A 24,868-nucleotide genomic window follows, 5' to 3' on the forward strand; every position below is an offset into this window, starting at 1 on the left:
CGCAACTATATCTAATACACCCATTCCCGATTCAAAAAATAGTAATAAACAAAGGCAGACTTGCTCTAACGAGCAAGACTTAAATATTCCTGAGAGCGGACAAGCCGCTCAAATGGCTTTGCGGAAAAAGCCTAGGCGGCAAATCCCGCAAGACCAGCAAAAATTTGAGAAAAACGAAAGGGCAGGGGAGCAAAAAACCGATTGCCTTGATCACGTCTCGATTGGTTTGATCCAAGCAGCGTGCCCCAAAACGCAGGAAACCATTGGGCAACAATTCAATTCATGGCCTGATTTGATGAAATCCGGGCATACCCTCAAACTTCTGATCGGTCTGGGCGACCGAGAGTTTGGGCATGGGGTGGAACGACAAGGAAACCTACTTGCACTGGTCTGTCTGGCGGTTATCGCCGAGAAAGCGTTGCGCGATCCCGAGTTAATTTCGCACCCGGCGGCTTATTTCAGGGCGATGATTGACCGCGCAGGCGAAGAACAGCTGAATTTGGTGAAATCATTGCACGGTTTGTGCAGCAAGACCGTCCGATGACGGAGCAGGTGGAAAGTCCTTCAGGACTTTATCTCTTCTCAACTCGGATGCTGGATGAGAGCGTTGCATCGAGGCCAGAACACCGCCGCCGCTCCATTCATCGGCCATTGCAAAGCTGTTTAGGACATCTGCAAAATGCTTCGCACCAAGCAATCTTGCCGCCACGTTGTCCGCACGATACTCAACAAATTGGCTGATGCTTCGGTCCAGAAAGTTTGCAACGTGAACAGGAATATTGATCAAATTGATGAAGGCCAAATTGACATAGCTAATCAGGGGAAGCCAGCTAAAGAGCATATTCAGAATGTAAATGCTGGCTTTGTAGGGGAATAGAACATAGTTCCCAAATGCCCAAAAGGCGCAATCACCATTTTTGTGATGTCCAATTTCATGAGCCGCTACAGCGGCCAATAGTTCAATTTGGTTTTCAGTTTTTGCATATTCACGTAGCATACCAGTGGTGAAGGCCACCCGATTGCTTCCATAGGCATAAGCGTTGGTTTCACGGGTATCCTGAATCCTAAATATGATGTTTGGAAGCCGAATATTATTTTTCTTGGAGGCTGCGAGCAATGTGGTTCTGATTTGGTTCAGTAGATCACTCTCCCTTTTGGAAGGGCGACGACACCCTAATTGATGATCCATGATCCAGTTGCCAATTGGGAATATGAAAAAGGAAATAATTGCCGGGCCAAAGGTCACAAGGCTGACCAAAGAAAGAAAAACTATGTCGTTATTGATCGCACTCACATCGTAAAAATAGGATAGGGCCCCAAGTGAGAATGAAACTACAGGCAAGGTAACAATCCACGAAGACACACAGGCCAATAGCAAATTTATTGCTCGAACCAAACTGATCGCTAAAAAACCAACAAAAGAACACAAAACAGCCTCAACAATTTCCTGATTTTGATTTAACGTTATTATAGCGAGTATCGTACCTAAGTCATGGAAATTATAGACTAATTTCTTCTGATGACTAAAATAGTGTTATTGAAATTATTCGCTAGGAAAGACAATGAAGAAAACCATTTTGGCCGCAGCCGTTACCGCGTTTTGTCTGGTGAACAGTGCGCCCGCCTTTGCCGGTCAAGGACTGGCCGTGCATGTGACTAACAAATCTGTTGCAATGGCTAAACTCAAATCAAAGCGGATTTTCACCCGTTCGGGGCTGGATTATCGGCTGACGAAAGAAACGCCCACCTCCATGCTGTTCAGCAAGACGTTTCCCAAAAGCTATGCTGAAAACGTCAATGAGCTAAAGGGCAGGGCGAAGGGCAAGACGGTATCACAGGTCGAGCTGACATTCTCCAAGAAGGGCAAACAGACTAAAGTGGCCGGTGATGTTTGGATGCTGCTCAATCCGAAGGGCAAGAACAAAGACAAATACGATATGACAAAAACCGCAACGTTCAAGGCTCTCAAAAATCTTATGGCGGAGATCCGCTAGCCGCTGATCGAGATACTTTTAGACCATCAAAATAAGCCAGGGGCACGCCCTTGGCTTTTTTGTGGGCAGGGGACAAGCCTCCCCTTTTCTCGTCGTAAACCCCGTTTGGATACGGCTGCTTGGTCAAAAATGAAGATTCTCATAGATTCTACTTTGTGATCTCTATTTCTCCTGCGCGCTCTTTGATTTTCATACGTTCTCACTAATTCTCATACGTTCTCATATTTTCTCTGTTTTTGTTGTGAATATCTGGCCTTTTCTCATAGATTCTACTTTGCGCTCATACTTTCTCATAATTTCTCAATATGTTCTCTGTTGGTTCTTTTTGTTCTCATATTTTCTCAGTTGAAAGGACGGCAAGATAGAGGTGGTGGGCCCACCTGTCGCTTTTGGCGACTTCTTATTCGCACTCCGTGCTCAACGAGAAACGGCGTTTGGATACAGCATACGGCATTTGGAAAAATGCGGNGATGAAGAAAAGCATATTGATCGTCCCTCGATCGATCCCGAACCGATGATACGGATGCTGCTAGTTGGATATGTGATGAAGTCCATCTGAATCTTGCTTATCGGTTGTTTTGCTGCCTGGACCGGACCGACCCTGTTGCAGATCTTTCAACCTTCTCCAAGAACCGGCATGGGCGGCTCTGCCAAAGTGACCTGTTCAGGAGGTATTGCCAAATTATTTGTTGTGGGTTGGAAGAGGGGCCCTGTCTCACCCAGATTGTCGCGCTACACCTCAGAGCCAATTTTAAGGACTGAAGGTGGCTCAGTTTTTAAGTGACAATGCCTCTCTGATGCTTAATTTGTGCTGGCTCTTGGTGTTGGCCATCGGCTGTTGCTAGTGATGACGCGAGATCAAGTATGCCGAAGCTCTCTTTCAGGAAGTCATTAGAGATATCCCGCCCAATCACGACAATGCGTGACTGGCGATCATTTTCTGGCCAGTCCATCAGTGGCATAGGTGGATGGAAAATGTGTTGCACACCATGGATAACAAAGGGCTTTGGCACACCCTCGACATGGACAATGGCTTTCAGGCGCAACAGGTCAGGCCCACATGCCAAGACCAGTTTCTCAAGCCAGCTTTCAAATTTTGCAGCTGAGATAGGTTCATCCAACGAGTATGAGACGGCTGTGATGCGATCATCATGCCGGTTTGGATCATGGTCGTGATCATGCTCGTGGTCATCATGGTGATGGTCATGGCCGTGACAATGGTGATCATGGTTATGGCCACCTTTTTCATGATGCTGCTGTTTTAAATCCTGATAGGCTTCAGCATTGAGCCAATTCTGCACATCGACGCTTTTGTTTGCAAGATTGTCGAACCCCGCATTCAGGATCGAAGCCGTATCCAATGCGCCATTGTGGGCACGAAGTATGGGAGCACTTGGGTTCAGATCGCGTAAACGCGTCTCAAGCGTTTGAATGGTTTGAGCATCAACCAGATCGGTTTTTGTCAGCACAAGCCGATCCGCAACAGCGGCTTGTTTGACGGCTTCTTCTTGTGCATCGAGGGTTTGTGAGCCTGAGGCCGCATCAATGGTTGTTATAACTCCATCCAGATAAAATGCATGCTTCAGCACCTTGTCCGTTATCAGCGTATGCAGGATCGGAGCCGGATCGGCCAAGCCCGTCGTCTCGATAAAAACGCGATCAAAAGCTAGAAATCCTGCTTGGTCTTTCCGTTCCATCAGATCGTGAAGGGTTTCTACAAGGTCGCCACGGATGGTGCAGCATAAACAGCCTGATTGGAGCAGCACCATATTCTCAGTGGTTGCTTCCACCAGTTCGTGATCAAGGCCAATGGCCCCGAACTCATTGATGATGACTGCCGTGCGCGCCAAATCGGGCTGCTGGAGCAGATAGTTGAGAACCGTCGTTTTGCCTGATCCCAAAAAACCGGTCAGCAAAGAAATGGGCGTAGCTTGGTTAGCGGCTGAAGAATCCAATAGACGGCCTCCTATACAATTTTTTGATCATGAAAATGCTCTGGTACTTATAAACATTCATGTGATTTGTCGGGGAAGTGTTTGATCGGGCCTTTATCCGGCCTCGGCCTTATACGGCAGGGACGAATGATGCAGCACGATGCGCAGAATACCATCAGCGTCTTTTTTATAACCAAAGCTCTTGTCAACTTTGGTGATATTGCCGCTCTTGTCAGTCAGGCTGACCCAGCCCATCCACATGGCTACATCGCCTTCAATAAACTCGGCTGAAGTTTCGCTGTCCATGGAGCGCCAACCTTTGATCGCAAATCCGGCATCCAATGGATATGCGTCTGAATGTCCGACGAAATATGCCAGCGCACCATCTTTGGTTGGACGGAAGGTTTGAGCTCCGCTTGCCATCGTTGGCTTGAATAGAACGGGCCCCAGATTGTATCCGTAAATTGCGTCAAGATGCGCAGAGGCTACTTTGCATGCGTCCTCAATGCCACCTGCTTCAAAGGCTTTCGAGATGGCTATCTTCCCGTTGCCCCACGCCGTACGTGCAGCCAAAAGCTCTTCTTGTGTGATCGGCAAGGTTTATCCCTTTTTGTCTGGTTGACTAGATCAGTGTGAGTTTGCGCCCTCATGGCAGCCTGTCATGAATCTTGGAGTTTTACTTCATCTGCTATCTGTCTTGAGGCCATCTCCGAAACGGGGCGATTTGGCAACGCGTAGGCGACGGCATCATGTGGATGTAGGCTCTCGATGTGGCGCACATAGACGCTCAGGTGCATCTGATCATACAACGCCGCCTCTATTCGCCTTGCCGCATCTTCAACAAACATCAGGTTTTGTCCGTTGAGGACTGCGAATGCCTGCTCGTCAGACCGTTTCACCGCAGTCTGAACCGGTGTCTTTACCGCATTCTCTATGCGGTCAATGAGATCCAGCAGGCCAAAATCACTGGCATCAGCAGCAACTTCTAACGATACATGCGCCTCACTTCTCTGGCTGTGAGGTGTCGCTTGCGATGCATTGATACTGAGCCATGTGGCAACCTCGTCCGGCGTTACCGCTTCTTTTCCGGCGAACGCGTCGCGGAAACCTTGTTCCACGACCTGACGCGATAATGCCGCAGAGCAGGGACAGGTTGACGAATAGGTAACCCGCACCTCTACGCGCCCGGAAAAAGAACCGTCAATCACGCTCACCTCTAACTGCACGGGATAAGACTTCCAACCGGACAAGCCATCAGTCACAAGGGCGGAGCGACGAACCAGCAGGTCAAAGGCGATCCTCAGCCTTGCATTGCTGCTGCCACAATCGGCATGGCTTTCAATCATGCTTTCAAGCAGCAATCTCAATTTTGCAGGCGCCAACCCATCCCCTTCACTCAGTATGTCGAGAAGGCGATAAAGCCGGGACATATGAATACCCTTCGTCTCGGGTCGCGGTAGATTGACATGGGCATCAATGCGGGCATGAAGAATACGATCATAACCGGACTCGACCACTGCTAAAGGAAGGTCTATGCCTTGCATGCCAACCCAAGCGAGCGGGCTTTGAATCTGGGCAATATCATAAATTGATACGTCAGGGAGTTCCGCATTCACGTCTCTATCACTCCTCATATAAAGCCATTGGCTTGGGATGTTTATTTCAAAATTTTTGAAGATGGCCTCACATCGCCGGCCCGTATTCTGGGGTCATTGCGCTTTGAGTTTATTATTGCAAAAGTTCCCGTTCCATGGCGCCCATCTCTGGCCCTTGATCTGAGCTGCAGGAAGCGCAGACACCATGGATCTCTATGATGTGTCGAATAGGTTTGAACCCCACTTCATCTACATGGCTAGAAACGGTCTTTAACAAATCATCAGATGCAACGCGTTCTTCGACTTTTCCGCAGGCGTCACAGATTGCCATGATAGAGGCATGGCTATGTTGGTCGCATTGGCACGCTATGTATGCTTTAAGCGACTCCAGTCTATGGACCTGCCCCCTCTTTGTCAGAGCCGAAAGCGCATTGTAAATCGTCGGAGGTGCAAGTTTAGGATAAAATCCACGCAATTGCTCAAGGACATCATAGGCCGTCAGAGGGGCGAGATTTTGCTGAAGTACGCCCAGCACTTCTGACTGCATTTTTTCTCCGCGCATTGCCATCAGATATCTCCTGTCAATCACCAGCAGCTCTTACTGTCATTATCTCGATCACGACGCCTCTTTACATTCCCATCATGATCGTCCATAGATCTTTATATTATAAAGTAATTTTTCTCAAGCCTTTACAAGAGCGGCAATGACAAATCTGAAATTTCAGGAGCGAAGCTCTATCGAACAGGTAGAAGAAAGCACCGATTTTGCGCCAAAGTTCGACGAGAATGGCCTCATGCCATGCATTACTTCAGAGGCACAAACAGGCGAAGTCTTGATGCTTGGTTGGATGAACGCAGAGGCACTTCGATTGACAGTCGAAACAGGAGAAGCACATTATTACAGCCGTGCCCGACAGGTACTTTGGCACAAGGGTGCGACATCTGGCCTTATTCAGAAGGTTATTCAAGCACGGATCGATGATGACCAAGATGCAATCTGGCTTCGGGTCGAAGTCGCAGGTTCAGGAGCATCCTGCCATGTTGGCTATCATTCCTGTTTCTATCGTGAGGTGCCCGTGGACAATGCTGCCGGTCAGCCTCTGGAGTTTCTCGAAGGTGAGAAAACTTTCGACCCCGAAGCCGTTTACGGCGATGTGCCCAATCCTACACAGCTTTGAACCTATCTGAGCGTATGGATAAAGACTCCAAATTGACATCTGTGACTTTGCTAACCGGTTTTCTTGGCTCTGGAAAAACAACACTGCTCAACAGTCTTTTGGCGGACGATCGCATGCGCGATACTGCAGTTATAGTCAACGAATTTGGCTCTATCTCGATTGACCATGATCTGGTTCATATTGGACGGGAAGGTTATGCTATGACGAGTACTGGCTGCTTATGCTGCACCGCCTTGAGTGATGTTCGAACCTCTCTCTATGAACTCTATGAAGCCTGCAGAAAAAAAGAAATCCCCGATTTCAAGCGCGTTGTTATTGAAACCACCGGGCTTGCAGATCCTGCACCTATTATCAATAGCCTCATTCCAGGCGGAGCACCTGCTTTCGGGATGAGAGATCATATCGTTGCTAGAGCCTTTCAATTGACAGGCGTGATAACCACATTCGATGCGGAAAATGGCGGTGGAAACATCCAAGAGCATTTCGAATGCTGGAAGCAACTAGCTTTTGCTGATCACATTGTTCTTACCAAAACAGATCTTCTTTCAGGACCTCCGAAAGAGGCTGAACTCAAAATGCTCAATCCAAGCGCTTCACTTCACGACGGCCAGAAAGACGGCTTTAATCCCTATCCCTTGATAGGACGAAAACCATATTCTGCGGTAGACAAGCCTGAGGACGTGATTGGCTGGATTGCTATGGAGCGTTTCTCAGATCCACACATGCATTCCCACGACCATGACCCAAACCGCCATGGCGCAGATATAACGGCCTTGCCACTTACCCATGAGGAACCTCTTGATCCGGCTGCGGTGAACCGTTTTCTCGAAACCATCACCAGCCATCCAGATGCCAAGCTACTTAGACTTAAGGGCATATTCGCGCTGACGGATGATCCCTCCAAACCCCTTGTCGCACATGCTGTACAGCATAGACTTTATCCAACTTATCGTCTCGACCATTGGCCGGATGCAGACCAAAGCAATCGCATGATCCTGATTGGTAAGAACCTGCCGATTGAGCCGATCACAGAACTCTTCAATGCGCTAAAATCCAAACAGCCCAAGAGGAGGTGGTTCTCCAAATAATGATCAGCTTTCATACTTCACTCAAAGGCCCTGAGGCGAAAGGGATTCCTGCCCGCGTCTCCGAAATCAAGACTTGGACAAGGTCTGCACTATCCCTTAAACAAGATACTACTATTTCGATCAACGAGCTTGCATGCAGCCAGCCAGGCTGCCCACCCAAGCAGGTTGTTGTCCTGATCCTCTCTAAGGCTGTGCCAGCGCGCAAATTCGAAATACACAAGGCTTTGCTGGATATTTCTAACGATGATGTTGTGAACGCCGTATTCAAGATGGACTAGAACAGCCCGCCTCGGATTGATGCCGATCCAGAAACTTAAAAATATAAACGCGAAGGCTTTCGGTTTGAATTTGTGTTGGTAAAGGCATTTGAAGAAAGCCACCGTCATATCAGGCTCTCTAGAAAAAATGAATGGCTGCTAGATTGCCGTAATCTACGGACTGCCGCGGGTCCGCAATCCCGTGCCTTTTTGGTGTAATTCTAGGCGGTAATTGACAGAATTAGTCTGTGAAAATACCAAAATTGCGCATGTCATTTTGTGATTGTTTATACGAAGAAATTTCAACCTTTATTCTGGATCAAATGTGTTGTGCAGCGTCAGAACAACAAGCGATAGCGCGACACCGGGCCAGATCATTAGACTGGGATGGTCGAAGATGAACATGCGATATTCGAATAACATGCCACCCCAGTCAGGTTTTGATGGATCAGCTCCAAGCCCTATGAACGCAAGCGAGGCATAGGCAACTGCAGCGGAGCCCATTTGATTGCCCAGGTAGGTAAAAAGCGTTGGGAAAGTGTTTGGCAAGACGTGACGAAATAGGATGGCGATAGGGGAAATACCCAGAGAATAGGCCGCAGTGATAAAGGGTTGCGCAAGCACGCGTTTGGTCAATCCATGCGCCATCAGGGTTTGTTGTCCTATTGCTGCTAGGCCCAATGCAAGACCACCAGTGACGGGTGACAACCCAAACACAGCAGCAGCCGACAAAGCAATGATTAAGGTGGGGATGGTAATGAATATCTGTGTTGCGCGTAGAATTGCCTCTTCGGCCCATCCGCCCAAAATCGCAGCCAAGCTTCCGAGTAAGGAGCCATTGATAAAGCCCACCAGTGCAACGCAGAGCAATACGATGCCGGTCCGCCACCCACCAACCATTATCCGCGAGAAAAGGTCCCGGCCCAAATGATCGGTGCCCAGCAGATGCTCCGAGTTGGATGGCGTGAATTTGTGGAACACATCGATGGCATCTGGGTCAAAGGGCTGCCACAAGCCGCTCAGACAGATCAAAATTGTGAGCAAGACTATGCCATAAGGCGGTTTCATGTAATCCTCGGATCTAGCAGATGCTGAGTAACTTTGACGACGATCGAAATAGTTACCATCCAGAGAGCAACCACCATCACATAGGCCTGCAGGATCATTTGGTCTCGCGCCTCGATACTTTGCACGAGAAGTTGACTAATGCCGGGGAAATTGAACAGGATTTCCATGGTGGCTGTTCCTCCAATAACCCATCCTGCTTCGGAATGGACTGCTGCAAATAGAGAGAACAAAGCAGCCTTATTGCCATGACGCCAAAAGACTTGCCGCATGGAAAGACCTTTGGAAAGCGCCGTTTTGAAATAGGGTTCTGTTGTAAAATCGCTTAGTGCCTTGCGATAAACACGGGCAAGAACTGCCGTCGAATGCAACGCGATAAGCAATATCACCATAAGAATGGCATTCAGATCCTGTGCGAAGGGGCGTATCCAGTGCAGTTTCGCACCGAGGATCCAGAGGAGCATCAATCCGCTCCAGAAGGCGGGAATTGTTTGTACAAAAACAGAAAGAAATCGGCTGAATCGATCAATAGCTCCACCGGGCTTGAGAGCGGCAAAAAAGCCGAGCGGAATCGCGAATATAACAGCAAGCCCCAGTCCGCAAAACCCCAGCATGAAAGACACCGGCAGGCGTTCAAGAAACTGATTCAAGACAGGCAAGCCGGATTGGAAGGACTGGCCCCAATCGCCTTGCACAAAACGACTGAGCCAATCGAGGTATCTAAACAAGAAGGGTTGATCAAGGCCCCATTGCTGACGAAGGGCGGCGACGGTCTCTTCCGTCGCCGACAGGTTCCAGGCTCTTACGGCAATGTCAACCGGGTCAGATGGCATGGCGGTAATCACAACAAAGGCGATAAAAGAGATCACCAGCAAGCTTGATACCATCCTGAGCAATTGCCGCAAGAGTGCTTTCATAACGGCATCTATTCCCCTATTTCAGCACGCAACACATGATAGTCAGAGCCCCAAGGCTGGTAGTTTTCAAGCCGCTTGGAAAGACCGACATACCAGACCGGGGAGACTAGGAAGCTAATAGGCACGTCTTCAAAAAGTTGGGATTGGGCTTGCTTGGCCAGTTCATTGCGTCTTGCCCCATCGCTTGTGGTCGCGAACTTGGCAACGATGGCGTCAAACTCTTTGGAAGCATAGTGGGCCTGGTTCATCGAGGCGCCGGTTGTTAACATCGAATTGAGGAAGAAGGCCGGGTCTCCACTCGGTGCTGTATGCTGAGCCCAGAGCGCGATGTCATAATCACCACCAGCAAGGGCCTGCATGATATTGTCAACAATCTTGGTTTCGACAGCAATACCGACGCGTGCCAGCTCCGCTTTCACCACAGGCAGCATAGTAACCAGATCAGGACGCTGAGGGTAAGTCAGGGCCAAAAGGGTCAAAGGTTTGCCATTCCTGGCCCGCATACCGTCATCGCCTTTCATCCAACCGGCTTTGTCTAAAAGAGCGGCAGCCTTGTCCAGATTTGTTAACCGGACTTCTTTACTCGCAAAAGGAAAGTAAGGCGCATAGGCCCCTGTCGCAGGCAGTCCGCCATTGATGGCGACGACCAATTCTTCGCGATCAAAAGCAAGGTCGAGGGCCTTACGCACCAGCTTGTCGGATAAAGCTGATCGACTGGTATTCAGCCAGGCGAAATACTGATAGCCGACGGGGAAGGATTTAACCGTAACATCCGGATTGGTCTTCAATCGTGCAACTACCTCGGACGGAAGGCCGAAAGCAAGATCCAGTTCGCCTGATTCCAGAGCCAAAGTCATGGCTTGGGCATCTCCGAACTTGCGGATATTGACCGATGCGCGATCTTCGGCTCCTTCATAGTAGGCATTAGGCACCAGCTTGAGAACCGAGTCGGCCTTGAAGCTTTCCACGGAATAGGGGCCAGAAAAAACCGCTTTACCATCTTTACCCGAACCAAAAGCAATCAGTGGCCATTCTGCAAACAGTGCCTGAATGCGCGGTACAGGTTTCTCTGTGGTCACTTTAAGAGCAAGGTCTGATACAACCTCGAACGTGAGCTCTCCACCCGTGACAAGAGCGGCTTTGTTGTTTGCAAAGACGCTCTCAAAACCAGAGGCCAAAGCCTTGGCGGTCACAGGCGATCCATCAGAAAATATTCTGCCACTGGCCAGAGTGATTTCCCATGTCAGATCGTCAAGACGCTTGGCACCTGTTGCAAGCTGGGGCACAAGACTCCCTGCTGCATCTACTGTAAAGAGATTTTCACCCACACCATGGCTGACCAATGCCCAACCGTTGGAGCCTTTGGTTGGCTCAATCCCGCGTGTCATGAAAGTCTGTCCGATTTCAATCGGCTCAACAGCCCATGCATTTGCAGCGATAACCATACCGATGGTCGTCAAAGCAATGCGGGAAATAAGTGTTTTTCTGAATGACATTTTCATTCTTCCATGTCCGATCCATCCGCCCTCCCATCGAAGGCAGAATGGGGTAATAAACAAGATCGAGCAAAGCAGACGGAACGTATCCGTCACGGAACCAGCAAAAAAACCGACACCACTTCCCTCCGAAGCATGTTTGGCAATGAGCATGGATGTGGTGGAGATCGCAGGGAGAAGAATCCTGACAATCGCCGGAACACCCCGCCCGGTTGATCAAGGCCATGATGTGGACCTTGCTGAAGGCAGGTCTCCTGGCTCGCGGCATATCAGATTGTGGCGCCTTCCCAGTGTTAACCAGTGGCATAGTTGCACAATCCTGTCCGCTAACAGTTGCGGGGGCAGCTATGGATTTGGTCCCTATTTGGGTCACCCTCACCATATTCCCTTTTCATCTCCCGGTGCATTGGCGTGGGGAGAACCTTCTGGCATGGTTTTGGCATTCGCTTATTCGAGTGTCAATTGGCCAAATATGCATACGCCTCTTTGCCTGTATTGTTATTTTTCAAGCCGGATCTATTACCAGCAGCAACCGCACGCCTGTTTCATTGGTATTCACAGGTGAGCGGTGAAGAAGCGTAGATTCTTCTCCCGATGGCCATTGCTTGCCTCTAAACAATCCCGCAGCGCCCGTGGTCATTTGGCCAATTCGGTTGGGTTTATCTCGCTCAGAAGTCGCCACATATTGTGTACCAGGGCCACGATAGGTACACAGAAGGCGCGCGGAGATGTTGTCTATATGAAACCGGGGGCACATGACTTGGTCATCAACGTCCAGACGGATTTGAACGTTTGGAACACCCATGACTTTGCCAAAGATGTCGGCCAGAGCTGCGACGTCGCCTGCCAGTAATCTCCGCTCCGGTCCATCCGGTAGTTGCTTGATATCACAGGCTGTCTGAACGGCGCTTTCAACAAGATCAAGCGGAACCGTGATCCGTAATTCAGGCAGTTGTTCGACAGGCAAGCCATCCACCCATCCCTGAAAATCTGAGGCGGGTTTGCGTTGCCAGATTGCTGCTGCAATTCCTTGGTTGGCGATATGTTGTAATGCCTCAGCCTCTCGACCAATCAGGACATTTCCCGCGGTTCGGCCTTTATGCATTGGCCGCAGTTGCTTTTCTGAAGCGGGTTCCTTGCTGACAGATAGCTGGCTCATGCTGCTTGCTCCCGCCTCATCCATTTCGGAAAAGGATCGTCCAGATTTGCAAGCTCTTTCAGCCCCTCTATGTCCATGACATTGAGCAGTGCTTCATCCAATTTCGACTTCAACTGTTCCCAGTCGATATCGGTTCCGATAAACACGATTTCCTGTCTTCTATCACCGAAAGGCTCAATCCAATTTTCTTTTAGATATTGGATTGCTTGCTGGTTATCCGGCCATCGTTCCTTTGGTACAGTTGCCCACCAGGTTCCAATAGGGGCAACATTTGACAAAGCTCCAGCTAATGAGAATTCAGCAACCCAGTCTGGGCGTGTCGCGATCCAGAAATGTCCCTTTGCACGAATAACACCCGGCAGCGGACCATTCAGAAGGGAATGGACTTTTTGAGGGTCAAAGGGTCGTCTTGCCCTGTAAACAAAGGATTTAACACCATATTCTTCAGTTTCTGGAGTGTGATCCAAAAAACCGTAGAGTTCCTTTGCCCACATTGGATGCTGTTCTGCCTTTTCAAAGTCAAAGAGACCGGTATTCAAGATTTCTTTGGCAGCGACATCGCCAAAGTCGGTTTCAATGATTCTAGTGTCCGCATTCAAACTACGAATTATCTTTTGAGCGGCATCCACTTGGTCTGATGTGGCGGTACTGATCTTGTTGAGGATGACAATGTCGGCAAATTCTATCTGGTCTGTCAGAAGATGAACAAGAGTACGGTCGTCATCTTCTCCTAGTGTTTCACCGCGATCCTCCAGAAAATCATGGCTTGAATAGTCTTTGAGGAGATTGACGGCATCTACAACCGTCACCATTGTGTCTAGACGTGCAACATCTGAAAGGCTCAAGCCGTCATCATCACGGAATTCGAACGTTGCGGCCACCGGGAGAGGTTCGGCGATCCCTGTCGACTCAATTAACAAATAATCAAACTTGCCCTCATTTGCGAGGCGGCGGACTTCGATCAACAGGTCATCCCGCAAGGTGCAGCATATGCACCCATTGGACATTTCCACCAAGGTTTCATCCGTCTGGCTTAACTCTGCACCGCCAGCCCGAACGAGATCGGCATCGATATTGACGTCTGACATGTCATTGACAATGACTGCGACCCGAAGACCTTCGCGATTGTTCAATACGTTATTGAGCAAAGTCGTTTTTCCGGCACCAAGGAAGCCGGATAGAACGGTTACGGGTAGGCGAACAGCTGACACTGGAGGACTCCTTAGAAACTAAATGTAATGTTATAACATTACATTTAGTTTCTTCTGCCTCACTTTTGCAAGTGTTTTTTCGACGTTGCCACATTAAAGAAACAGAGTTGCGCGGAAATTGTGAGTAAGTTCAATCCAGACTGCCGCTATCGCTGAGTGGAGCAGTCTAATTACGGCATAAACACAATGATGGTGGTCTCGGGAGCCATTTCAAATTTGTCTCATAGAGCCGTCCTGGCTCCCCGGGTTGGCTCACCTGCGCAAGGACAGCAGAGCCGATATGATTGTTGAACCGAAAAACAAACACGCCGCAAGACTAACGATCGTCGGGCCGGTTGGTGTGTTGAAGTGATAGGCAACATAGAGCCCGGTTAGTGCTGAGAAGCCGCCGATCATGACTGCGATGATCCCCATTGTTTCAGGGGTCGTGCTGAACGGGCGGGCTGTCGCTGCGGGTATGATCAACAAGGCAGCTATGAGCAAAACGCCGACAACTTTGATTGCTACTGCAACGACAACAGCAAGTGATAAGATGAGGATCAGCTGTTCTCGCTTAGGATTGATCCCCGCTGCCTGCGCTAAGTCAGGATTCAATGTCGCTGTCAGCAAGGCTGACCAACGCCAATAGATTAAAAGTAGCACGAGCGCGGCACCACTCCAGATGATCGCAAGATCCGAAGGACGAACCGCCAAAATGTCACCAAATAGGTAGGCCATCAAATCAATTCGTATGCCGCTGAGAAAGGAGACAGAAACGAGGCCAAATGCCAGCGCCGAGTGGGCCAATACGCCGAGCAAGGTATCCATTGCATAGCTTTTCCCGCCAAGGGTAGAAACCGCCAATGCCATCAAAAGGCAAACGGTCAAGACGCCAGTAAAAACAGAAATGGAGAGCGCGAGAGATATTGCCACACCAAGGATCGCAGCATGCGCCGTTGCATCGCCGAAATAGACCATTTTGCGCCAGACAACAAAACATCCGAGCGGTGCTGCTGCAATGGCGACACCCAGACCAGCCAATGCAGCTCGTATCATAAAATCATCAAGCATTATTCAATTGCCTCGGACTTTTCTTCACTTTTATCTGATTTGCTATGGTGGTGGTGCCGGTAGAGTGCCAATGTACCCTTTGTGCCCTCTCCAAACAGCAATCGATATTCTGGCGCCGAAGCAACATACTCCGGTTTGCCTTGACAACAGATGTGACCATTCAGGCAAATGACGCGATCGCTTGCGCTCATGACCACATGCAAATCGTGACTAACCATTAGCACAGCACACCCGGTTCGATCTCGTGTATCCGCTATTTGCCGATAAAAATCCGCTGATCCTGACTGGTCCAGGCCTTGGGTCGCTTCATCCAGAATGAGTAACTCCGGACGTTCTAGTAGTGCTCGTGCAAAAAGAACGCGTTGAAACTGCCCCCCCGATAACCGAGTCATTTGTTGGGTTGCAAGGTCAGAAACGTTGGCTTGACTTAGGGCTTCTTCCATTGCCGAAGGGTCTGCCTTGCGAGGCAGGCAGAGAAACCGATTAACCGTTATTGGTAACGTCGGATCGATGAACAACCTTTGAGGGACGTATCCAATTCTCAACCCCTCACGCCGAGTGATTTTTCCCGAAGTTTGGGAAAGAGCGCCGATGATCGTACGTATGAGCGTTGATTTTCCTGATCCGTTGGGACCAACGATTGTGACAATTTCGCCAGACTCTATCGCTAAGTCTACATTATTGAGCGCTGTGTGGCCGCCTAGTTGAACTGTCAGATTTTCAATTTCAATAAGCTTCATGCAATTTCTTCTTCAACGCAGCTAGGGCAAACACCGACGGCCTCAACGATGGTTCTCTCAATTCTAAATCCGGTTGACTGATTTGCCTTGTGCAGAACTCCTTGGGGAGATGGTATTTGCACTTCAGCAACGGAACTACAGTTGCTGCAAATCATGAATGCGGGAGTATGTGCTTCCTGCGGGTGGATGCAAGCGACGAACGCATTCAGCTTTTCCACCTTGTGCGCAAATCCATGTTTAAGCAAAAAATTGAGTGCTCGATAGGCTGTAACTGGCTGAGAGCCAAGCCCCTCTTCGGTAAGTTTTTTGAGGATAGCATAGGCTCCAAGCGCTTTGTGCTGTTCAAGCAAAAGCTCCAATACCCGACGGCGTGTTTTTGTTAAATGTAATTTATTTTCGAGACAAAACGCTTCCGCTGTTGCCAGTGCCAACCTTTTGCACCCTTCGTGATCGTTACTCCCTACCATATTCATATTTCTTTCTAGAAATTCCATATTGTAATGTTATAACATAACATATACACCTGTTGCGCTGATTACACAATATGAAGGAGAAATTCTATGCGCAAAAGATTGCTGGCTTATGCGGTTTCGATGTTGTTGTCTTCCACGGCCGCCTTTGCTGACGCCCCGTCAGTGGCTGTTGATATTCCACCAATTCATTCCCTCGTATCCCAGGTTATGAAAGGTGTTGGTGTTCCCGATCTGATTGTTCAGCAGGGTGCTTCACCGCATGGCTACTCGCTTCGTCCTAACGAAGCCAAAGCTCTTCAGAATGCCGATGCCATATTCTGGGTTGGAGAGGCACTGGAGCCTTGGCTGGAACGGTCAATAGACTCTCTTGCCTCTGATGCGAAGTCCGTCGAGTTGATGGAAATGAAAGGGACAACGGAGCTAGAGTTCCGTGAAGGCGCTACTTTTGAGAAGCACAGCCATGAAGAGGCCGATGATGAGCATGATCATGAGGCAAAAGGCCATGATCATGCTCATGAAGGTGAAAATCATGGCAAAGGTGAAGAAGTTCAACATGCACACGCTAACGAAGGCCATGACCACGATCACCATGGTCACGACCCACACTCTTGGCTCGATCCGGAAAATGCTCGCGTTTGGCTGGATGTGATTGCTGCCAGCCTATCAGACCTGGATCCAGAAAATGCAGTGGCCTACGCCAAGAATGCATCAGAAGGAAAGGAACAGCTTGCGGGGCTGATCAGTGAAATCAAGGTTGAACTAAAAGATGTCGGCGACAAGCATTTCATCGTCTTTCATGATGCGTACCAGTATTTTGAGAACCGGTTTGGTCTGTCCGCAACAGGCTCAATTCGGTTGGGTGATGCCTCCGATCCGAGCCCAGCAAGAATCAAAGAGATTCACGATAAGGTTGCAGAGTTGAAAATCATGTGCGTATTCTCTGAACCACAGTTCAATACCGGTTTGGTAAAGACGGTTTTTGAAGGAACTGAAGCAAAGGTCGGCATTCTGGATCCGTTGGGAAGTGATCTGGCTTTGGGCAAAGACCTCTATCCTCAACTTATTCGCAACCTTTCAAAAAATCTGAAGGACTGCTTCTGATATAGCTCGGATGGCCTCGCTTTTAGCAGTTTTCTGCTATTCATGGCTTTAACACCATAGGTGTTTGACGTCAGCCTATTTGGACGCAAAGGCGCTGACGTCAAATACTCTGGCGGCCGATCTGTTTATCCAGTCAGCTGACAAATGAGTCTGGATATGCGCGCGTTGGAAGGCGCTAGTGTGCAGGGTTGCATTTAGCCTTTTGCTGTCTTTCTGGCAAAAACATTGGCGGCGCAATAGTGGGCATAGGAAGAGCCCCCCCCCCTTTTTTTCTCGTCGTAATTCTGGTTTGGTGTGCAGATTGCCGAAATGGACGGTTTATCCAAGAAACTACTTGGTGTTCTGTTGTGCTTTTTCGTGCTCACTGATTCTTAAAGATTCTCAGACTTTAGCTGTGCAAATGACGTATATTCTCGAAGATTCTACTTCGTGGTCGTTGTTTCTCGAAGATTTTCATAGATGCTTCATTCGTTCTATTATTGTTCTTTTTCCTTCACGTTTGTGCTCATAGATTCTCTAAGTTTCTCAGCTAAAAGGACGGCAAGATAGAGGTGGTGGGCCCACCTGTCGCTTTGGGCGACTTCTTATTCGCACCGCGTGCTCAACANGGGCGACTTCTTATTCGCACCGCGTGCTCAACAATGAGTCAAGTTCAGAACATTCGTATGCAATTATTAAGGAAATAATTAATCGTGTACACGTGAATGATGTGTACAATGTGACGTTATTTGTAATTTTGTATTTGTGCGTTGAGATGGGAAGGGCGTATGAAACTGCATGTAAGCGATCGGTTCGGGTGGTCCTACTACCACATAAGACCACCCGAACCTAGCGAACAACAAATCTGTAGTTTGTCATTCGCATAGGAGAACCAACTAATCCGAAACGGGCTTATTGGTCGCAACTTTGTTCCCATTCGGGAATGAATGGATCGCTGATCCATGGTGTTTCATTGACTGTACTGCATCCCCGCAAGTGTGATCAATAAGCCAATTCCCCACATTTTCTATAAAACAGGGCACGCAATCGCGTGAACATATAATGCCGTCTGATCGGATCAATGTCCGTCAGCCGCATGGGCAATCTCGAATAGAGGTTCAACATGCGCTGATGAAGACGCTCGAGCTATGTCTTGAGTCACGTAATCTCATGCAAGTTTGGCGATCACTCAAGGCTATCGATCTCGTGTCGGTATCTTATCCTTCTTTCAATCGTCGTCTGAAGGAGCAGCTTGGCCATCGTAATTTTGGCCATCTCGTTGAGATTGCGATGGAGCGATTGGGCGGCCCCCAACCTTCCAAGCCCGCTCAGGCAGTCACGCAAGCCGCCCTCCCTCAACCTTCTCCAAATCCTGCGACTTCAACACCCTCCAAACAGAGAGCAAAAATGCCGACAGGGATGGAGGCTTTCAAACCCATCGATCTGAACAAGAGGTATGAATATGAATGAAAAAACCTTTCACTTAGTCCTTCAGGCTAAGGGCGGGATCGGCAAAAGCCTAACTGCTTCAATCCTGGCTCAGTATTTCTTAAATCATGGCGACAGCGTGACCGCCATTGATGGTGATCCATCCTCACCAACCATATCAGCTATTCCCGGTCTCAACGCTGTTGCATTACAGATCGTTGATCAGGATGAAATCAATCCCAGACGTTTTGACGAAATGATGGAAACCGTCATAGAGGCTGAAGAAGGCGCTCAGATTGTTTGCGATATCGGTGCCAGCTCCTACATCGCATTTGTATCCTACTTGGCACAGAACCATGCCATTGAGCTTCTGCAGGACAGTGATATTCGTGTCCTCATCCATTCACCCATTTGCGGCGGCCAGGCGTTTGAAGAAACCTTGAATGGATTGGCTGCGATGATAGATCTGTTTGTCACCGCTGAATTTGTGGTTTGGGAAAATGAGTTTTTCGGGCCTGTTTCACGAAACGGCCTCGCCTTCCGCGAAAGCAAATTCTATCTACGCTACGCAGATCGCATCGTTCAGTTTTTGAGCCATCCACGGGTGCATCAGGCCACATTTGGCGAAGATATGCGCGAAATGATGCAGCGTAAGTTGACCTTTGACGCAGCGATAGCGTCGCCAGATTTCAATATCATGGCGCGCCAGCGTTTGAAACAGATTTGGACTGCTCATTGTAAGCAACTCGATGGTTCCATCCTGTCGGTAGACGATACCGTTGAGGCGGTTGAAGAAGCTGCGCAATGAGCCAGACGGAACAAAAGCCCAAACAGCTCGATCTTGAGTGGGATCATCTGTCAAAGACCCAAGCTATCCAAGCGGTGCAGAGAGAGACAGGCATTACCCTCTCACCAGATGATCCAATTCTAGCGATGGCAACGATTTTATCGGTGTTTTCCCAATCGCTTGAAATCAATCTGGCGAACACGATTGAGGCCTTTAGCACACAAAGCAGGGCTGATGTCGGAACCGTCGTCGCCACGGTTGATCAGAAATTGGATGCAACAGCTGCCGAGCTGACCAAGATCGCGTCATCGGTTGCTGAAGACAACGTGACCAACGTTATCAAAACCATTTCTCATTTCTCCGAACACATCGGGATCCTAAAGCAGTCCATGCGCCGGACCACAATCGTCAACGGTGTTTTTTTAACACTCACTTGGCTAGCAGTACTGGCCATTTTTCTAATCCTGAGAAAATAGGAATTCTACCATGTCAAAATTTGTCTTCCTGAAACCCAAAGGCACAATTATTGCAGCCACTCTGGCACTCGCTGCCAGCAATTCTTTTGCACTCGCCGGTGCTGACTGGGCATCGCCTGCCACTACGCTTGCTGAATCCCTTCAAAGTGGCACTGTGAGCATCGCCACAGCCATTATTGGGTTCGGACTGATCCTATATGGCATCTACATCATTGTCTCAGGACACTTCGATATTCGGCGCGTACTCACTTATGTTTTGGGTGGTGCGCTGATCATGGTCGGCCCTACCCTGATGACCACGCTTTTGACAGCAACGTCATAGAGGGGAGGGGTGATGAAAGCGCAAAGCTCTGTAGCAACTTACGTTCAGGAGCCAATGAAAATCCTCGGCATGTCGCCAATGCATTTTGCGATGGTGATTATTGCAGAGGTGCTGTCAGCCCTGCTTGCTGGTGTTCTAGGCGGGTCATCCGTCGCCTTTGTGCTGTTCTTCGTCACACTGCCATTTGGCATTGGTTGGGCGGTCTATGCGCGAAGAAAGGACTCCCATTGCGAGACTCTTTTCCTACTGCCCAATTCTTTTTTCAAAGGCAAAGCCAGTCGTCATCTAGTGGCTGGTGAAAAAGTCGAAGTATTGAGATAGGCCAATGATTTTTAAAGCACTCCTTATCGGATCAACGGCGCTGGCTGTTGGTGCTCTGTTTCACCCAAAGTCTTCCACTAAACTTTTAGGCGACATTGATGTGGACTGGTTGGCATATGAGTTGGAGTTTGACCAGATCCTTGCGGATGATCAGACCGTTTCTCTCAAGAGCGGCCAGTATATGCGGGTCTATTCGCTGTCTGGCGTGCCTTACGAGACGCGATCGTTGGCCGATCAGGAAGCTCTTGCCAGATCCCGTGCCACAGCTTTTCACCAGTTTCTCAAACCTGCGTCGACTATGCGCTTTTTCGGTATCAAGCGATCTCGTGACGTCAGCTATCAATCCGATTGGCCCACTTGCACCCTTAAAGAAATTGGAGAAGCAGAGCAGAAAATTTACAGGAATGCCTACTCTCAAAGCTGGTATCTTGTTCTTACTTGCCCTACTGCCAGCGACCTTGAGAAAACATGTCGTGGTTTGGTGTCAGCATTCGACAATTACGCTATCCGGCCAGTGCTTGCGGCTTCCGATTTGGAGCAGCCTTGTGAGCTGACAAGCTTTATAAATTATCTCATTACCGGCGAATTCATGCCCAACATCGGGCGCGTTTCCAAGAGCATTAGCGCCAATGTACCAGCATGTGATTTGAACATCTCAATTGATGGCGTCATCAAAACGACTATTCCGACCGAGCACGTCAACAAGATCATCGCGGTTCGTGGCTGGCCAGAAACCCTGTCAGGGATTTTGATTTCGAAAATTCTAGCTTTGTCGGCTGAAATCGAAGTCGTCCAAATCGCAAAGCCGCTAGATTCAACGCAGCAAATTGCGCTGTTCACGCGAACAGTCCAAGAGCAAAAGCACAATTTTTTCGGAACCTTTTCGCAGCTCGCAGAGTATGAGGGAGTTCTCGAAGACCTCTTGAATGATGAACATCACATATTCGAGACGCAGTTCCAGATAGCTGCTCGCAATCGCAACCCGCAGTTACTTGATGTAACGCTAGAGCAAATCACCGCGATTTTGGATCAGGCGCGTGTTCTCTATTCGGTCGAGACCAAAGGTGCGGCTGTTGCTTGGTTTAACCGAATGCCAGCGCGAGACAAACTCATTCGTCCATTGCGCCTTTTTGAATCCAATTTGGCGACCCTATGGCCGTTTCAATTCTCGCCGGTTGGTATGTGGCGCAGTCCGTTCGGGGACCGCCCAATTCGGCTTTTCAAAACACCGACCGGTCAAAATTATGCCTTACAGTTTCATGTGTCAGACAAACCCCAAAGTCCAGGAAATTACATTGTATTTGCTCCGACCGGCTCGGGTAAATCCACACTGATTATGCATTTGCTTAGTGGACTAGCTAAATTTCCTAAAGTCAGAAATTACGTCTTTGACTCCAAAGATGGTGCACGCTTCATGGTGGAAGCCATGGGAGGGGTTTATCAGGGCTATGATCAGCTCGCACTCAATCCTCTTGATACCGATTTGGAAGACAAAGCCGCGAAATTGCGAGCACTTCAAATCTTTCGCCTGCTGCTCGGAAACGAGTACACCGATGACATGGATGCAGTTCTTAGCACCTCTCTTGATCTGGCTGGTTATCTGCCTATCGGAGAGAGGACGCTTAACAATATTTTTGCGGGCTCCTTCCCCAAACTGTCGCCAGAAAGACGGATTTTAGCCAAGTGGATCAGTGATGACGAGCGGGAAGGACAATATTCTCACGTCTTCAATTCTCCGCGAGATCAGATCACCGGTTTTCTCGAAAAGTCTTTCCTTGCAGGCATCAATATGAATGAGGCGCTTGAAGATCCCGTATTGGGGCCTCCTGTCATTGCTCACATTGCGACAGCGATTTCACAGGTAGCTCAAAAAACTGACGGTGGATTTTCCATTTTCATTGATGAGGCTGCGAACCTTCTTCGAAACGAGGGGTTTCGCAAACTGGCTTTGGAAATGTATCGCGAATACCGAAAACTCGACGGATTGGTTGGGTTGGCATTCCAAGAACCCGGCGCGTTGCTATCGGTGGAAGGGGCTTCGGGCATCATTGAGAACGCCCAAACCATGTTCTTTTTCCCAAATTCCAACGTCGATACCAAGAATTTGGAACCGTTCAATCTCTCCAATGAACAAATTGCTTTCATCAAAGGGGAAGGGGATATGCGCGGTGGCCGTCAGGTCATGGTTGTGAAGCGCTTTGAAGCCGACTCTTTCAATGAGAGCGCGATTATCGATATCGATCTGTCTCCTTACGGAGACGCATTGCGCTTTTATCGCTCTGGCCCTGCGCCAATCCGTGAACTCAATCAAGTTAAATCAGAATGGGGCGACCAATGGCTATCCCACATCTAAAACCAACGCTTTTTGCTTCCGTCTTTTGTATCTCGGCAGCGATTTCTTGCCCGTCCTTTGCCGCTATGGCGGTCATTGATATTAACGGTTTGACTGAGGCACAAAAACAAGTGGCGGCACTGAAAGCTCAACTTGATACAGCCAAAGACAGTTTGAAGGTTGTCACTGATCAACTGGAAACCCTCAAAGAAGTCCAGAAGACAGCAACCGATACCTTGGGTGCTATCGGAGAACTTGGCAATATAAGCGTGCCATCGCTCAATTTTGATCAACTCGCTAGTTCCATTGCCAGCGATAAAAGCTGCTTGATGTCGAACTTTGAAGATCTCATGCCGTCAATCAATACAGAGAGCCTCAGTTTGGGCTCACTGTGTGATCGAAGCACGGCCTATAAGACCGGCCTAGTCGCTACCAAAGAAAAAATGCGGGAAGGATCGTGGGAAGAAAAAACAGCGATACAAAAGGCTGTTAAGACCAACCGCGCCAATACTATTTCTGACGCCACGTTCAAAGGGTTGGCGCAAGCGGATCAGGCGCAAGACACTGCGTCGATCACCCTCGAAACCGCACAGGACTATAAACAAGCGGGAAAGTCTGCCACTGACATGAATGGTCGGCTCCAAGTGTTGGTGGAGATTGGCGTTGCGCAACTGACAACGCAAGCGCAGACCAACCAAATTTTAGCACAAATTCTCAAAGTAACTTCAGCCTCAATAGTCAGCAAACAAGTGCCGATTGAAAATGATTTGGCGGAAGACGCGGACTATGGCTCAGGTGAGGCAAGCGAATGAGCTGCATAACTTGCGCTGTTTTTGATGCTTACATTGCCAACTCTTCTGATTTTATGGATCAGATGGTTGCCAACGTGCAGGCCCCTCTCTTAACGCTTATGATCGCAATTGCAGGCGCTTGGACTGTTTGGATCGGTCTAAAAGTGGTTTTGGGATCAATCGATACCGGATCAGCTATCCGACAAATGGTCCTTATGGTCTTGGGTTTTGGCGCTCTGGCCGGATCACAGGCATTGATTGGTGAAGTCTTCGATACAGCAATTTCTGTCATGGGGGGGCTTTCTTCCTCCATCACTGGGTATGGCGGTGACGGCGCATCCAGTATGGGCGCTGTGTTGGAGACGGTTGAAACAGCTATCATCAAAGTTTTCGTAATTGTCGGAACTTTCATTGGGGACGCTGGTTGGACTGAAATGCCAGCTCGCCTCCTATATGGCATCGCTTTGATTTTGCCTTATGGCATTCTTTTGGTTCTTTTTCTGTCCCATACAGCAGTTTCCCTATTCCGCATCACCCTGATTGGTGGCCTTTCCCCTTTCATTATCGCGATATCCAGCTTCCCTTTTGGGAGAGACGTTTTCGCTGCAGGTATCAGGACAATTATTAGCGCGATTTCCACCATGCTCAGCATCACTGTTGTGTTTTCTATCGTCGTCAAAAGTCTAGATGTTTTGCAAGTTGGAGGCGATAGCGCCGTTTCTCCCGATGAGTTCGGGAGCCTAACCTCTGGCCCTTATCTGTTGGCTTTGATGATGGGATGGCTTGGTTCAGCACTTTTGTCTGAGGCAGTCGCAATCTCAGGGACCATTGGTGGTGCCCTTCTGGGGTCCGTAGGTGCTGGCATTGTGTCCGGTGGAACCATGGCGGCAGGAGGGATGGCAGCACGGGCCGGAATGGACGCTGGTTCAAAGGTTTATGGAAAAATTAAGAGCCGCTTACCAACCGGTCCTAATCCACCGACTACAAGAGCCGGTGAAATTTCCAGTTCAGACAAGTAATTCAAATCCATAAGGAATTTACAATGCTTAGACTTGGATTCTGCGTACTATTTGCAATGAGTGTTTCAGGATGTTCGACCTTTTCCCAAACGGAAATGCCTATCAAGCCTGATGGTTCCGACGAAATGCGCAAGTCTCCTTGCGCGTGTACGGAA

The 24,868-nt window shown here is 48.9% G+C and carries 27 protein-coding genes, 1 pseudogene and 1 riboswitch; of the genes and pseudogenes, 15 read left to right on the forward strand and 13 right to left on the reverse strand.

Annotated features, from left to right (window positions below; translation table 11 throughout):
• Nucleotides 1–544 (forward strand): replication initiation protein RepC (gene repC / locus C0081_RS10815; protein ID WP_245417923.1); only part of this gene is annotated, 544 nt, incomplete at its 5' end.
• Here the strand turns inward: repC and C0081_RS10820 are convergent.
• Nucleotides 509–1,189, reverse strand: coding sequence for a M48 family metalloprotease (locus tag C0081_RS10820; protein WP_146006443.1), 681 nt, complete (start codon nt 1,187–1,189; stop codon nt 509–511). The two genes, repC and C0081_RS10820, sit on opposite strands and share 36 nt — an antisense overlap.
• A 373-nt stretch (nt 1,190–1,562) precedes the next feature.
• Between C0081_RS10820 and C0081_RS10825 the strand changes: the two genes are divergently transcribed.
• Nucleotides 1,563–1,994 carry a hypothetical protein gene (locus tag C0081_RS10825; protein WP_101533852.1) on the forward strand — a complete coding sequence of 144 codons (432 nt, stop codon included), beginning with the start codon at nt 1,563–1,565 and terminating at the stop codon, nt 1,992–1,994.
• A 484-nt stretch (nt 1,995–2,478) separates the two neighbouring features.
• Nucleotides 2,479–2,663 (forward strand): annotated as a pseudogene (locus C0081_RS10830) (transposase); the annotation flags it as partial.
• A 107-nt stretch (nt 2,664–2,770) separates the two neighbouring features.
• Here C0081_RS10830 and C0081_RS10835 read toward each other — a convergent pair.
• The 4 genes from C0081_RS10835 to C0081_RS10850 all read right to left on the reverse strand — a co-directional run bounded on the left by C0081_RS10835 (nt 2,771) and on the right by C0081_RS10850 (nt 6,091).
• Complete coding sequence (locus tag C0081_RS10835; RefSeq protein ID WP_101533853.1) at nt 2,771–3,949, reverse strand: CobW family GTP-binding protein; 1,179 nt, start codon at nt 3,947–3,949, stop codon at nt 2,771–2,773.
• Nucleotides 3,950–4,042: 93 nt separating this feature from the next.
• Nucleotides 4,043–4,525: a phosphoribosyl-AMP cyclohydrolase gene (locus C0081_RS10840; RefSeq protein WP_101533854.1), complete on the reverse strand. Its 483-nt coding sequence runs from the start codon at nt 4,523–4,525 to the stop codon at nt 4,043–4,045.
• Between the two features lie 62 nt (nt 4,526–4,587).
• Nucleotides 4,588–5,544, reverse strand: coding sequence for a GTP cyclohydrolase FolE2 (gene folE2 / locus C0081_RS10845; RefSeq protein WP_101533855.1), 957 nt, complete (start codon nt 5,542–5,544; stop codon nt 4,588–4,590).
• A gap of 112 nt (nt 5,545–5,656) precedes the next feature.
• On the reverse strand, nt 5,657–6,091 hold the full coding sequence (locus C0081_RS10850; protein WP_101533856.1) for a Fur family transcriptional regulator: 435 nt from the start codon (nt 6,089–6,091) through the stop codon (nt 5,657–5,659).
• Between the two features lie 136 nt (nt 6,092–6,227).
• Here C0081_RS10850 and hisI point away from each other — a divergent pair, with 136 nt between their 5' ends.
• The 3 genes from hisI to C0081_RS23410 are packed head-to-tail and all read left to right on the forward strand — an operon-like array spanning nt 6,228 to nt 8,067.
• Complete coding sequence (gene hisI, locus C0081_RS10855; protein WP_101533857.1) at nt 6,228–6,701, forward strand: phosphoribosyl-AMP cyclohydrolase; 474 nt, start codon at nt 6,228–6,230, stop codon at nt 6,699–6,701.
• 41 nt (nt 6,702–6,742) lie between these two features.
• Nucleotides 6,743–7,789, forward strand: coding sequence for a CobW family GTP-binding protein (locus C0081_RS10860; RefSeq protein ID WP_245417925.1), 1,047 nt, complete (start codon nt 6,743–6,745; stop codon nt 7,787–7,789).
• Nucleotides 7,789–8,067 (forward strand): hypothetical protein, encoded by a 279-nt coding sequence (locus tag C0081_RS23410; protein WP_101533859.1) that lies wholly within the window; start codon nt 7,789–7,791, stop codon nt 8,065–8,067. The genes C0081_RS10860 and C0081_RS23410 overlap by 1 nt, the downstream gene beginning before the upstream one ends.
• A 288-nt stretch (nt 8,068–8,355) precedes the next feature.
• Here the strand turns inward: C0081_RS23410 and C0081_RS10870 are convergent, their stop codons facing one another.
• The 8 genes from C0081_RS10870 to C0081_RS10905 form a co-directional block, all read right to left on the reverse strand.
• Complete coding sequence (locus C0081_RS10870) at nt 8,356–9,114, reverse strand: ABC transporter permease (protein ID WP_101533860.1); 759 nt, start codon at nt 9,112–9,114, stop codon at nt 8,356–8,358.
• Nucleotides 9,111–10,028: an ABC transporter permease gene (locus C0081_RS10875; protein WP_180966842.1), complete on the reverse strand. Its 918-nt coding sequence runs from the start codon at nt 10,026–10,028 to the stop codon at nt 9,111–9,113. The genes C0081_RS10870 and C0081_RS10875 overlap by 4 nt, the downstream gene beginning before the upstream one ends.
• An 8-nt stretch (nt 10,029–10,036) precedes the next feature.
• Nucleotides 10,037–11,524, reverse strand: coding sequence for an ABC transporter substrate-binding protein (locus C0081_RS10880; RefSeq protein WP_245417924.1), 1,488 nt, complete (start codon nt 11,522–11,524; stop codon nt 10,037–10,039).
• A gap of 227 nt (nt 11,525–11,751) precedes the next feature.
• A riboswitch (cobalamin riboswitch) is annotated at nt 11,752–11,965 on the reverse strand.
• A 64-nt stretch (nt 11,966–12,029) separates the two neighbouring features.
• On the reverse strand, nt 12,030–12,683 hold the full coding sequence (locus tag C0081_RS10885; RefSeq protein WP_210200470.1) for a DUF1826 domain-containing protein: 654 nt from the start codon (nt 12,681–12,683) through the stop codon (nt 12,030–12,032).
• Nucleotides 12,680–13,894 carry a zinc metallochaperone GTPase ZigA gene (gene zigA, locus C0081_RS10890; protein ID WP_101533862.1) on the reverse strand — a complete coding sequence of 405 codons (1,215 nt, stop codon included), beginning with the start codon at nt 13,892–13,894 and terminating at the stop codon, nt 12,680–12,682. Before zigA ends, C0081_RS10885 begins: the two co-directional genes overlap by 4 nt.
• Before the next feature lie 252 nt (nt 13,895–14,146).
• Entirely contained in the window at nt 14,147–14,944 is a 798-nt protein-coding gene (locus tag C0081_RS10895) for a metal ABC transporter permease (RefSeq protein ID WP_101533863.1), read from the reverse strand.
• Nucleotides 14,944–15,684 carry a metal ABC transporter ATP-binding protein gene (locus tag C0081_RS10900; protein ID WP_101533864.1) on the reverse strand — a complete coding sequence of 247 codons (741 nt, stop codon included), beginning with the start codon at nt 15,682–15,684 and terminating at the stop codon, nt 14,944–14,946. The genes C0081_RS10895 and C0081_RS10900 overlap by 1 nt, the downstream gene beginning before the upstream one ends.
• Nucleotides 15,681–16,178, reverse strand: a complete 498-nt coding sequence (locus C0081_RS10905; RefSeq protein ID WP_210200471.1) for a transcriptional repressor — start codon at nt 16,176–16,178, stop codon at nt 15,681–15,683. The genes C0081_RS10900 and C0081_RS10905 overlap by 4 nt, the downstream gene beginning before the upstream one ends.
• A 66-nt stretch (nt 16,179–16,244) precedes the next feature.
• Between C0081_RS10905 and C0081_RS10910 the strand changes: the two genes are divergently transcribed.
• From C0081_RS10910 to C0081_RS10950, 9 genes are all read left to right on the forward strand, one after another.
• The gene (locus C0081_RS10910) at nt 16,245–17,258 is read left to right on the forward strand and encodes a zinc ABC transporter substrate-binding protein (protein WP_101533866.1); all 1,014 of its coding nucleotides are present in this window, start codon (nt 16,245–16,247) and stop codon (nt 17,256–17,258) included.
• Nucleotides 17,259–18,443: 1,185 nt separating this feature from the next.
• Nucleotides 18,444–18,707: a hypothetical protein gene (locus tag C0081_RS23100; protein ID WP_146006444.1), complete on the forward strand. Its 264-nt coding sequence runs from the start codon at nt 18,444–18,446 to the stop codon at nt 18,705–18,707.
• The gene (locus tag C0081_RS10920) at nt 18,700–19,473 is read left to right on the forward strand and encodes a nucleotide-binding protein (RefSeq protein ID WP_180966843.1); all 774 of its coding nucleotides are present in this window, start codon (nt 18,700–18,702) and stop codon (nt 19,471–19,473) included. Before C0081_RS23100 ends, C0081_RS10920 begins: the two co-directional genes overlap by 8 nt.
• Nucleotides 19,470–19,928 carry a hypothetical protein gene (locus C0081_RS10925; protein ID WP_101533869.1) on the forward strand — a complete coding sequence of 153 codons (459 nt, stop codon included), beginning with the start codon at nt 19,470–19,472 and terminating at the stop codon, nt 19,926–19,928. The genes C0081_RS10920 and C0081_RS10925 overlap by 4 nt, the downstream gene beginning before the upstream one ends.
• Nucleotides 19,929–19,938: 10 nt before the next feature.
• Complete coding sequence (locus C0081_RS10930; protein ID WP_101533870.1) at nt 19,939–20,250, forward strand: TrbC/VirB2 family protein; 312 nt, start codon at nt 19,939–19,941, stop codon at nt 20,248–20,250.
• Nucleotides 20,251–20,262: 12 nt separating this feature from the next.
• A complete protein-coding gene (locus C0081_RS10935; RefSeq protein WP_101533871.1) occupies nt 20,263–20,571 on the forward strand; it encodes a hypothetical protein in 309 nt (102 codons plus the stop codon).
• A 4-nt stretch (nt 20,572–20,575) separates the two neighbouring features.
• Nucleotides 20,576–22,924, forward strand: coding sequence for a VirB4 family type IV secretion system protein (locus C0081_RS10940; RefSeq protein WP_101533872.1), 2,349 nt, complete (start codon nt 20,576–20,578; stop codon nt 22,922–22,924).
• Nucleotides 22,906–23,715: a hypothetical protein gene (locus C0081_RS10945; RefSeq protein ID WP_101533873.1), complete on the forward strand. Its 810-nt coding sequence runs from the start codon at nt 22,906–22,908 to the stop codon at nt 23,713–23,715. Before C0081_RS10940 ends, C0081_RS10945 begins: the two co-directional genes overlap by 19 nt.
• On the forward strand, nt 23,712–24,713 hold the full coding sequence (locus C0081_RS10950) for a hypothetical protein (protein ID WP_101533874.1): 1,002 nt from the start codon (nt 23,712–23,714) through the stop codon (nt 24,711–24,713). Before C0081_RS10945 ends, C0081_RS10950 begins: the two co-directional genes overlap by 4 nt.
• Nucleotides 24,714–24,868: the final 155 nt, after the last annotated feature.

The sequence above is a fragment of the Cohaesibacter celericrescens genome, assembly GCF_002866925.1.
Taxonomy (GTDB): domain Bacteria; phylum Pseudomonadota; class Alphaproteobacteria; order Rhizobiales; family Cohaesibacteraceae; genus Cohaesibacter; species Cohaesibacter celericrescens.

What these genes read in the sequence shown, in the direction of transcription:
- C0081_RS10820 (WP_146006443.1), bottom strand. Translation starts at nt 1,189, where the DNA reads ATGGATCATCAATTAGGGTGTCGTCGCCCTTCCAAAAGGGAGAGTGAT.
- C0081_RS10825 (WP_101533852.1), top strand. Translation starts at nt 1,563, where the DNA reads ATGAAGAAAACCATTTTGGCCGCAGCCGTTACCGCGTTTTGTCTGGTG.
- C0081_RS10850 (WP_101533856.1), bottom strand. Translation starts at nt 6,091, where the DNA reads ATGGCAATGCGCGGAGAAAAAATGCAGTCAGAAGTGCTGGGCGTACTT.
- hisI (WP_101533857.1), top strand. Translation starts at nt 6,228, where the DNA reads ATGACAAATCTGAAATTTCAGGAGCGAAGCTCTATCGAACAGGTAGAA.
- C0081_RS23410 (WP_101533859.1), top strand. Translation starts at nt 7,789, where the DNA reads ATGATCAGCTTTCATACTTCACTCAAAGGCCCTGAGGCGAAAGGGATT.
- C0081_RS10870 (WP_101533860.1), bottom strand. Translation starts at nt 9,114, where the DNA reads ATGAAACCGCCTTATGGCATAGTCTTGCTCACAATTTTGATCTGTCTG.
- C0081_RS10875 (WP_180966842.1), bottom strand. Translation starts at nt 10,028, where the DNA reads ATGAAAGCACTCTTGCGGCAATTGCTCAGGATGGTATCAAGCTTGCTG.
- C0081_RS10880 (WP_245417924.1), bottom strand. Translation starts at nt 11,524, where the DNA reads ATGTCATTCAGAAAAACACTTATTTCCCGCATTGCTTTGACGACCATC.
- C0081_RS10885 (WP_210200470.1), bottom strand. Translation starts at nt 12,683, where the DNA reads ATGAGCCAGCTATCTGTCAGCAAGGAACCCGCTTCAGAAAAGCAACTG.
- C0081_RS10895 (WP_101533863.1), bottom strand. Translation starts at nt 14,944, where the DNA reads ATGCTTGATGATTTTATGATACGAGCTGCATTGGCTGGTCTGGGTGTC.
- C0081_RS10900 (WP_101533864.1), bottom strand. Translation starts at nt 15,684, where the DNA reads ATGAAGCTTATTGAAATTGAAAATCTGACAGTTCAACTAGGCGGCCAC.
- C0081_RS10905 (WP_210200471.1), bottom strand. Translation starts at nt 16,178, where the DNA reads ATGGAATTTCTAGAAAGAAATATGAATATGGTAGGGAGTAACGATCAC.
- C0081_RS10910 (WP_101533866.1), top strand. Translation starts at nt 16,245, where the DNA reads ATGCGCAAAAGATTGCTGGCTTATGCGGTTTCGATGTTGTTGTCTTCC.
- C0081_RS10920 (WP_180966843.1), top strand. Translation starts at nt 18,700, where the DNA reads ATGAATGAAAAAACCTTTCACTTAGTCCTTCAGGCTAAGGGCGGGATC.
- C0081_RS10925 (WP_101533869.1), top strand. Translation starts at nt 19,470, where the DNA reads ATGAGCCAGACGGAACAAAAGCCCAAACAGCTCGATCTTGAGTGGGAT.
- C0081_RS10930 (WP_101533870.1), top strand. Translation starts at nt 19,939, where the DNA reads ATGTCAAAATTTGTCTTCCTGAAACCCAAAGGCACAATTATTGCAGCC.
- C0081_RS10935 (WP_101533871.1), top strand. Translation starts at nt 20,263, where the DNA reads ATGAAAGCGCAAAGCTCTGTAGCAACTTACGTTCAGGAGCCAATGAAA.
- C0081_RS10940 (WP_101533872.1), top strand. Translation starts at nt 20,576, where the DNA reads ATGATTTTTAAAGCACTCCTTATCGGATCAACGGCGCTGGCTGTTGGT.
- C0081_RS10945 (WP_101533873.1), top strand. Translation starts at nt 22,906, where the DNA reads ATGGCTATCCCACATCTAAAACCAACGCTTTTTGCTTCCGTCTTTTGT.
- C0081_RS10950 (WP_101533874.1), top strand. Translation starts at nt 23,712, where the DNA reads ATGAGCTGCATAACTTGCGCTGTTTTTGATGCTTACATTGCCAACTCT.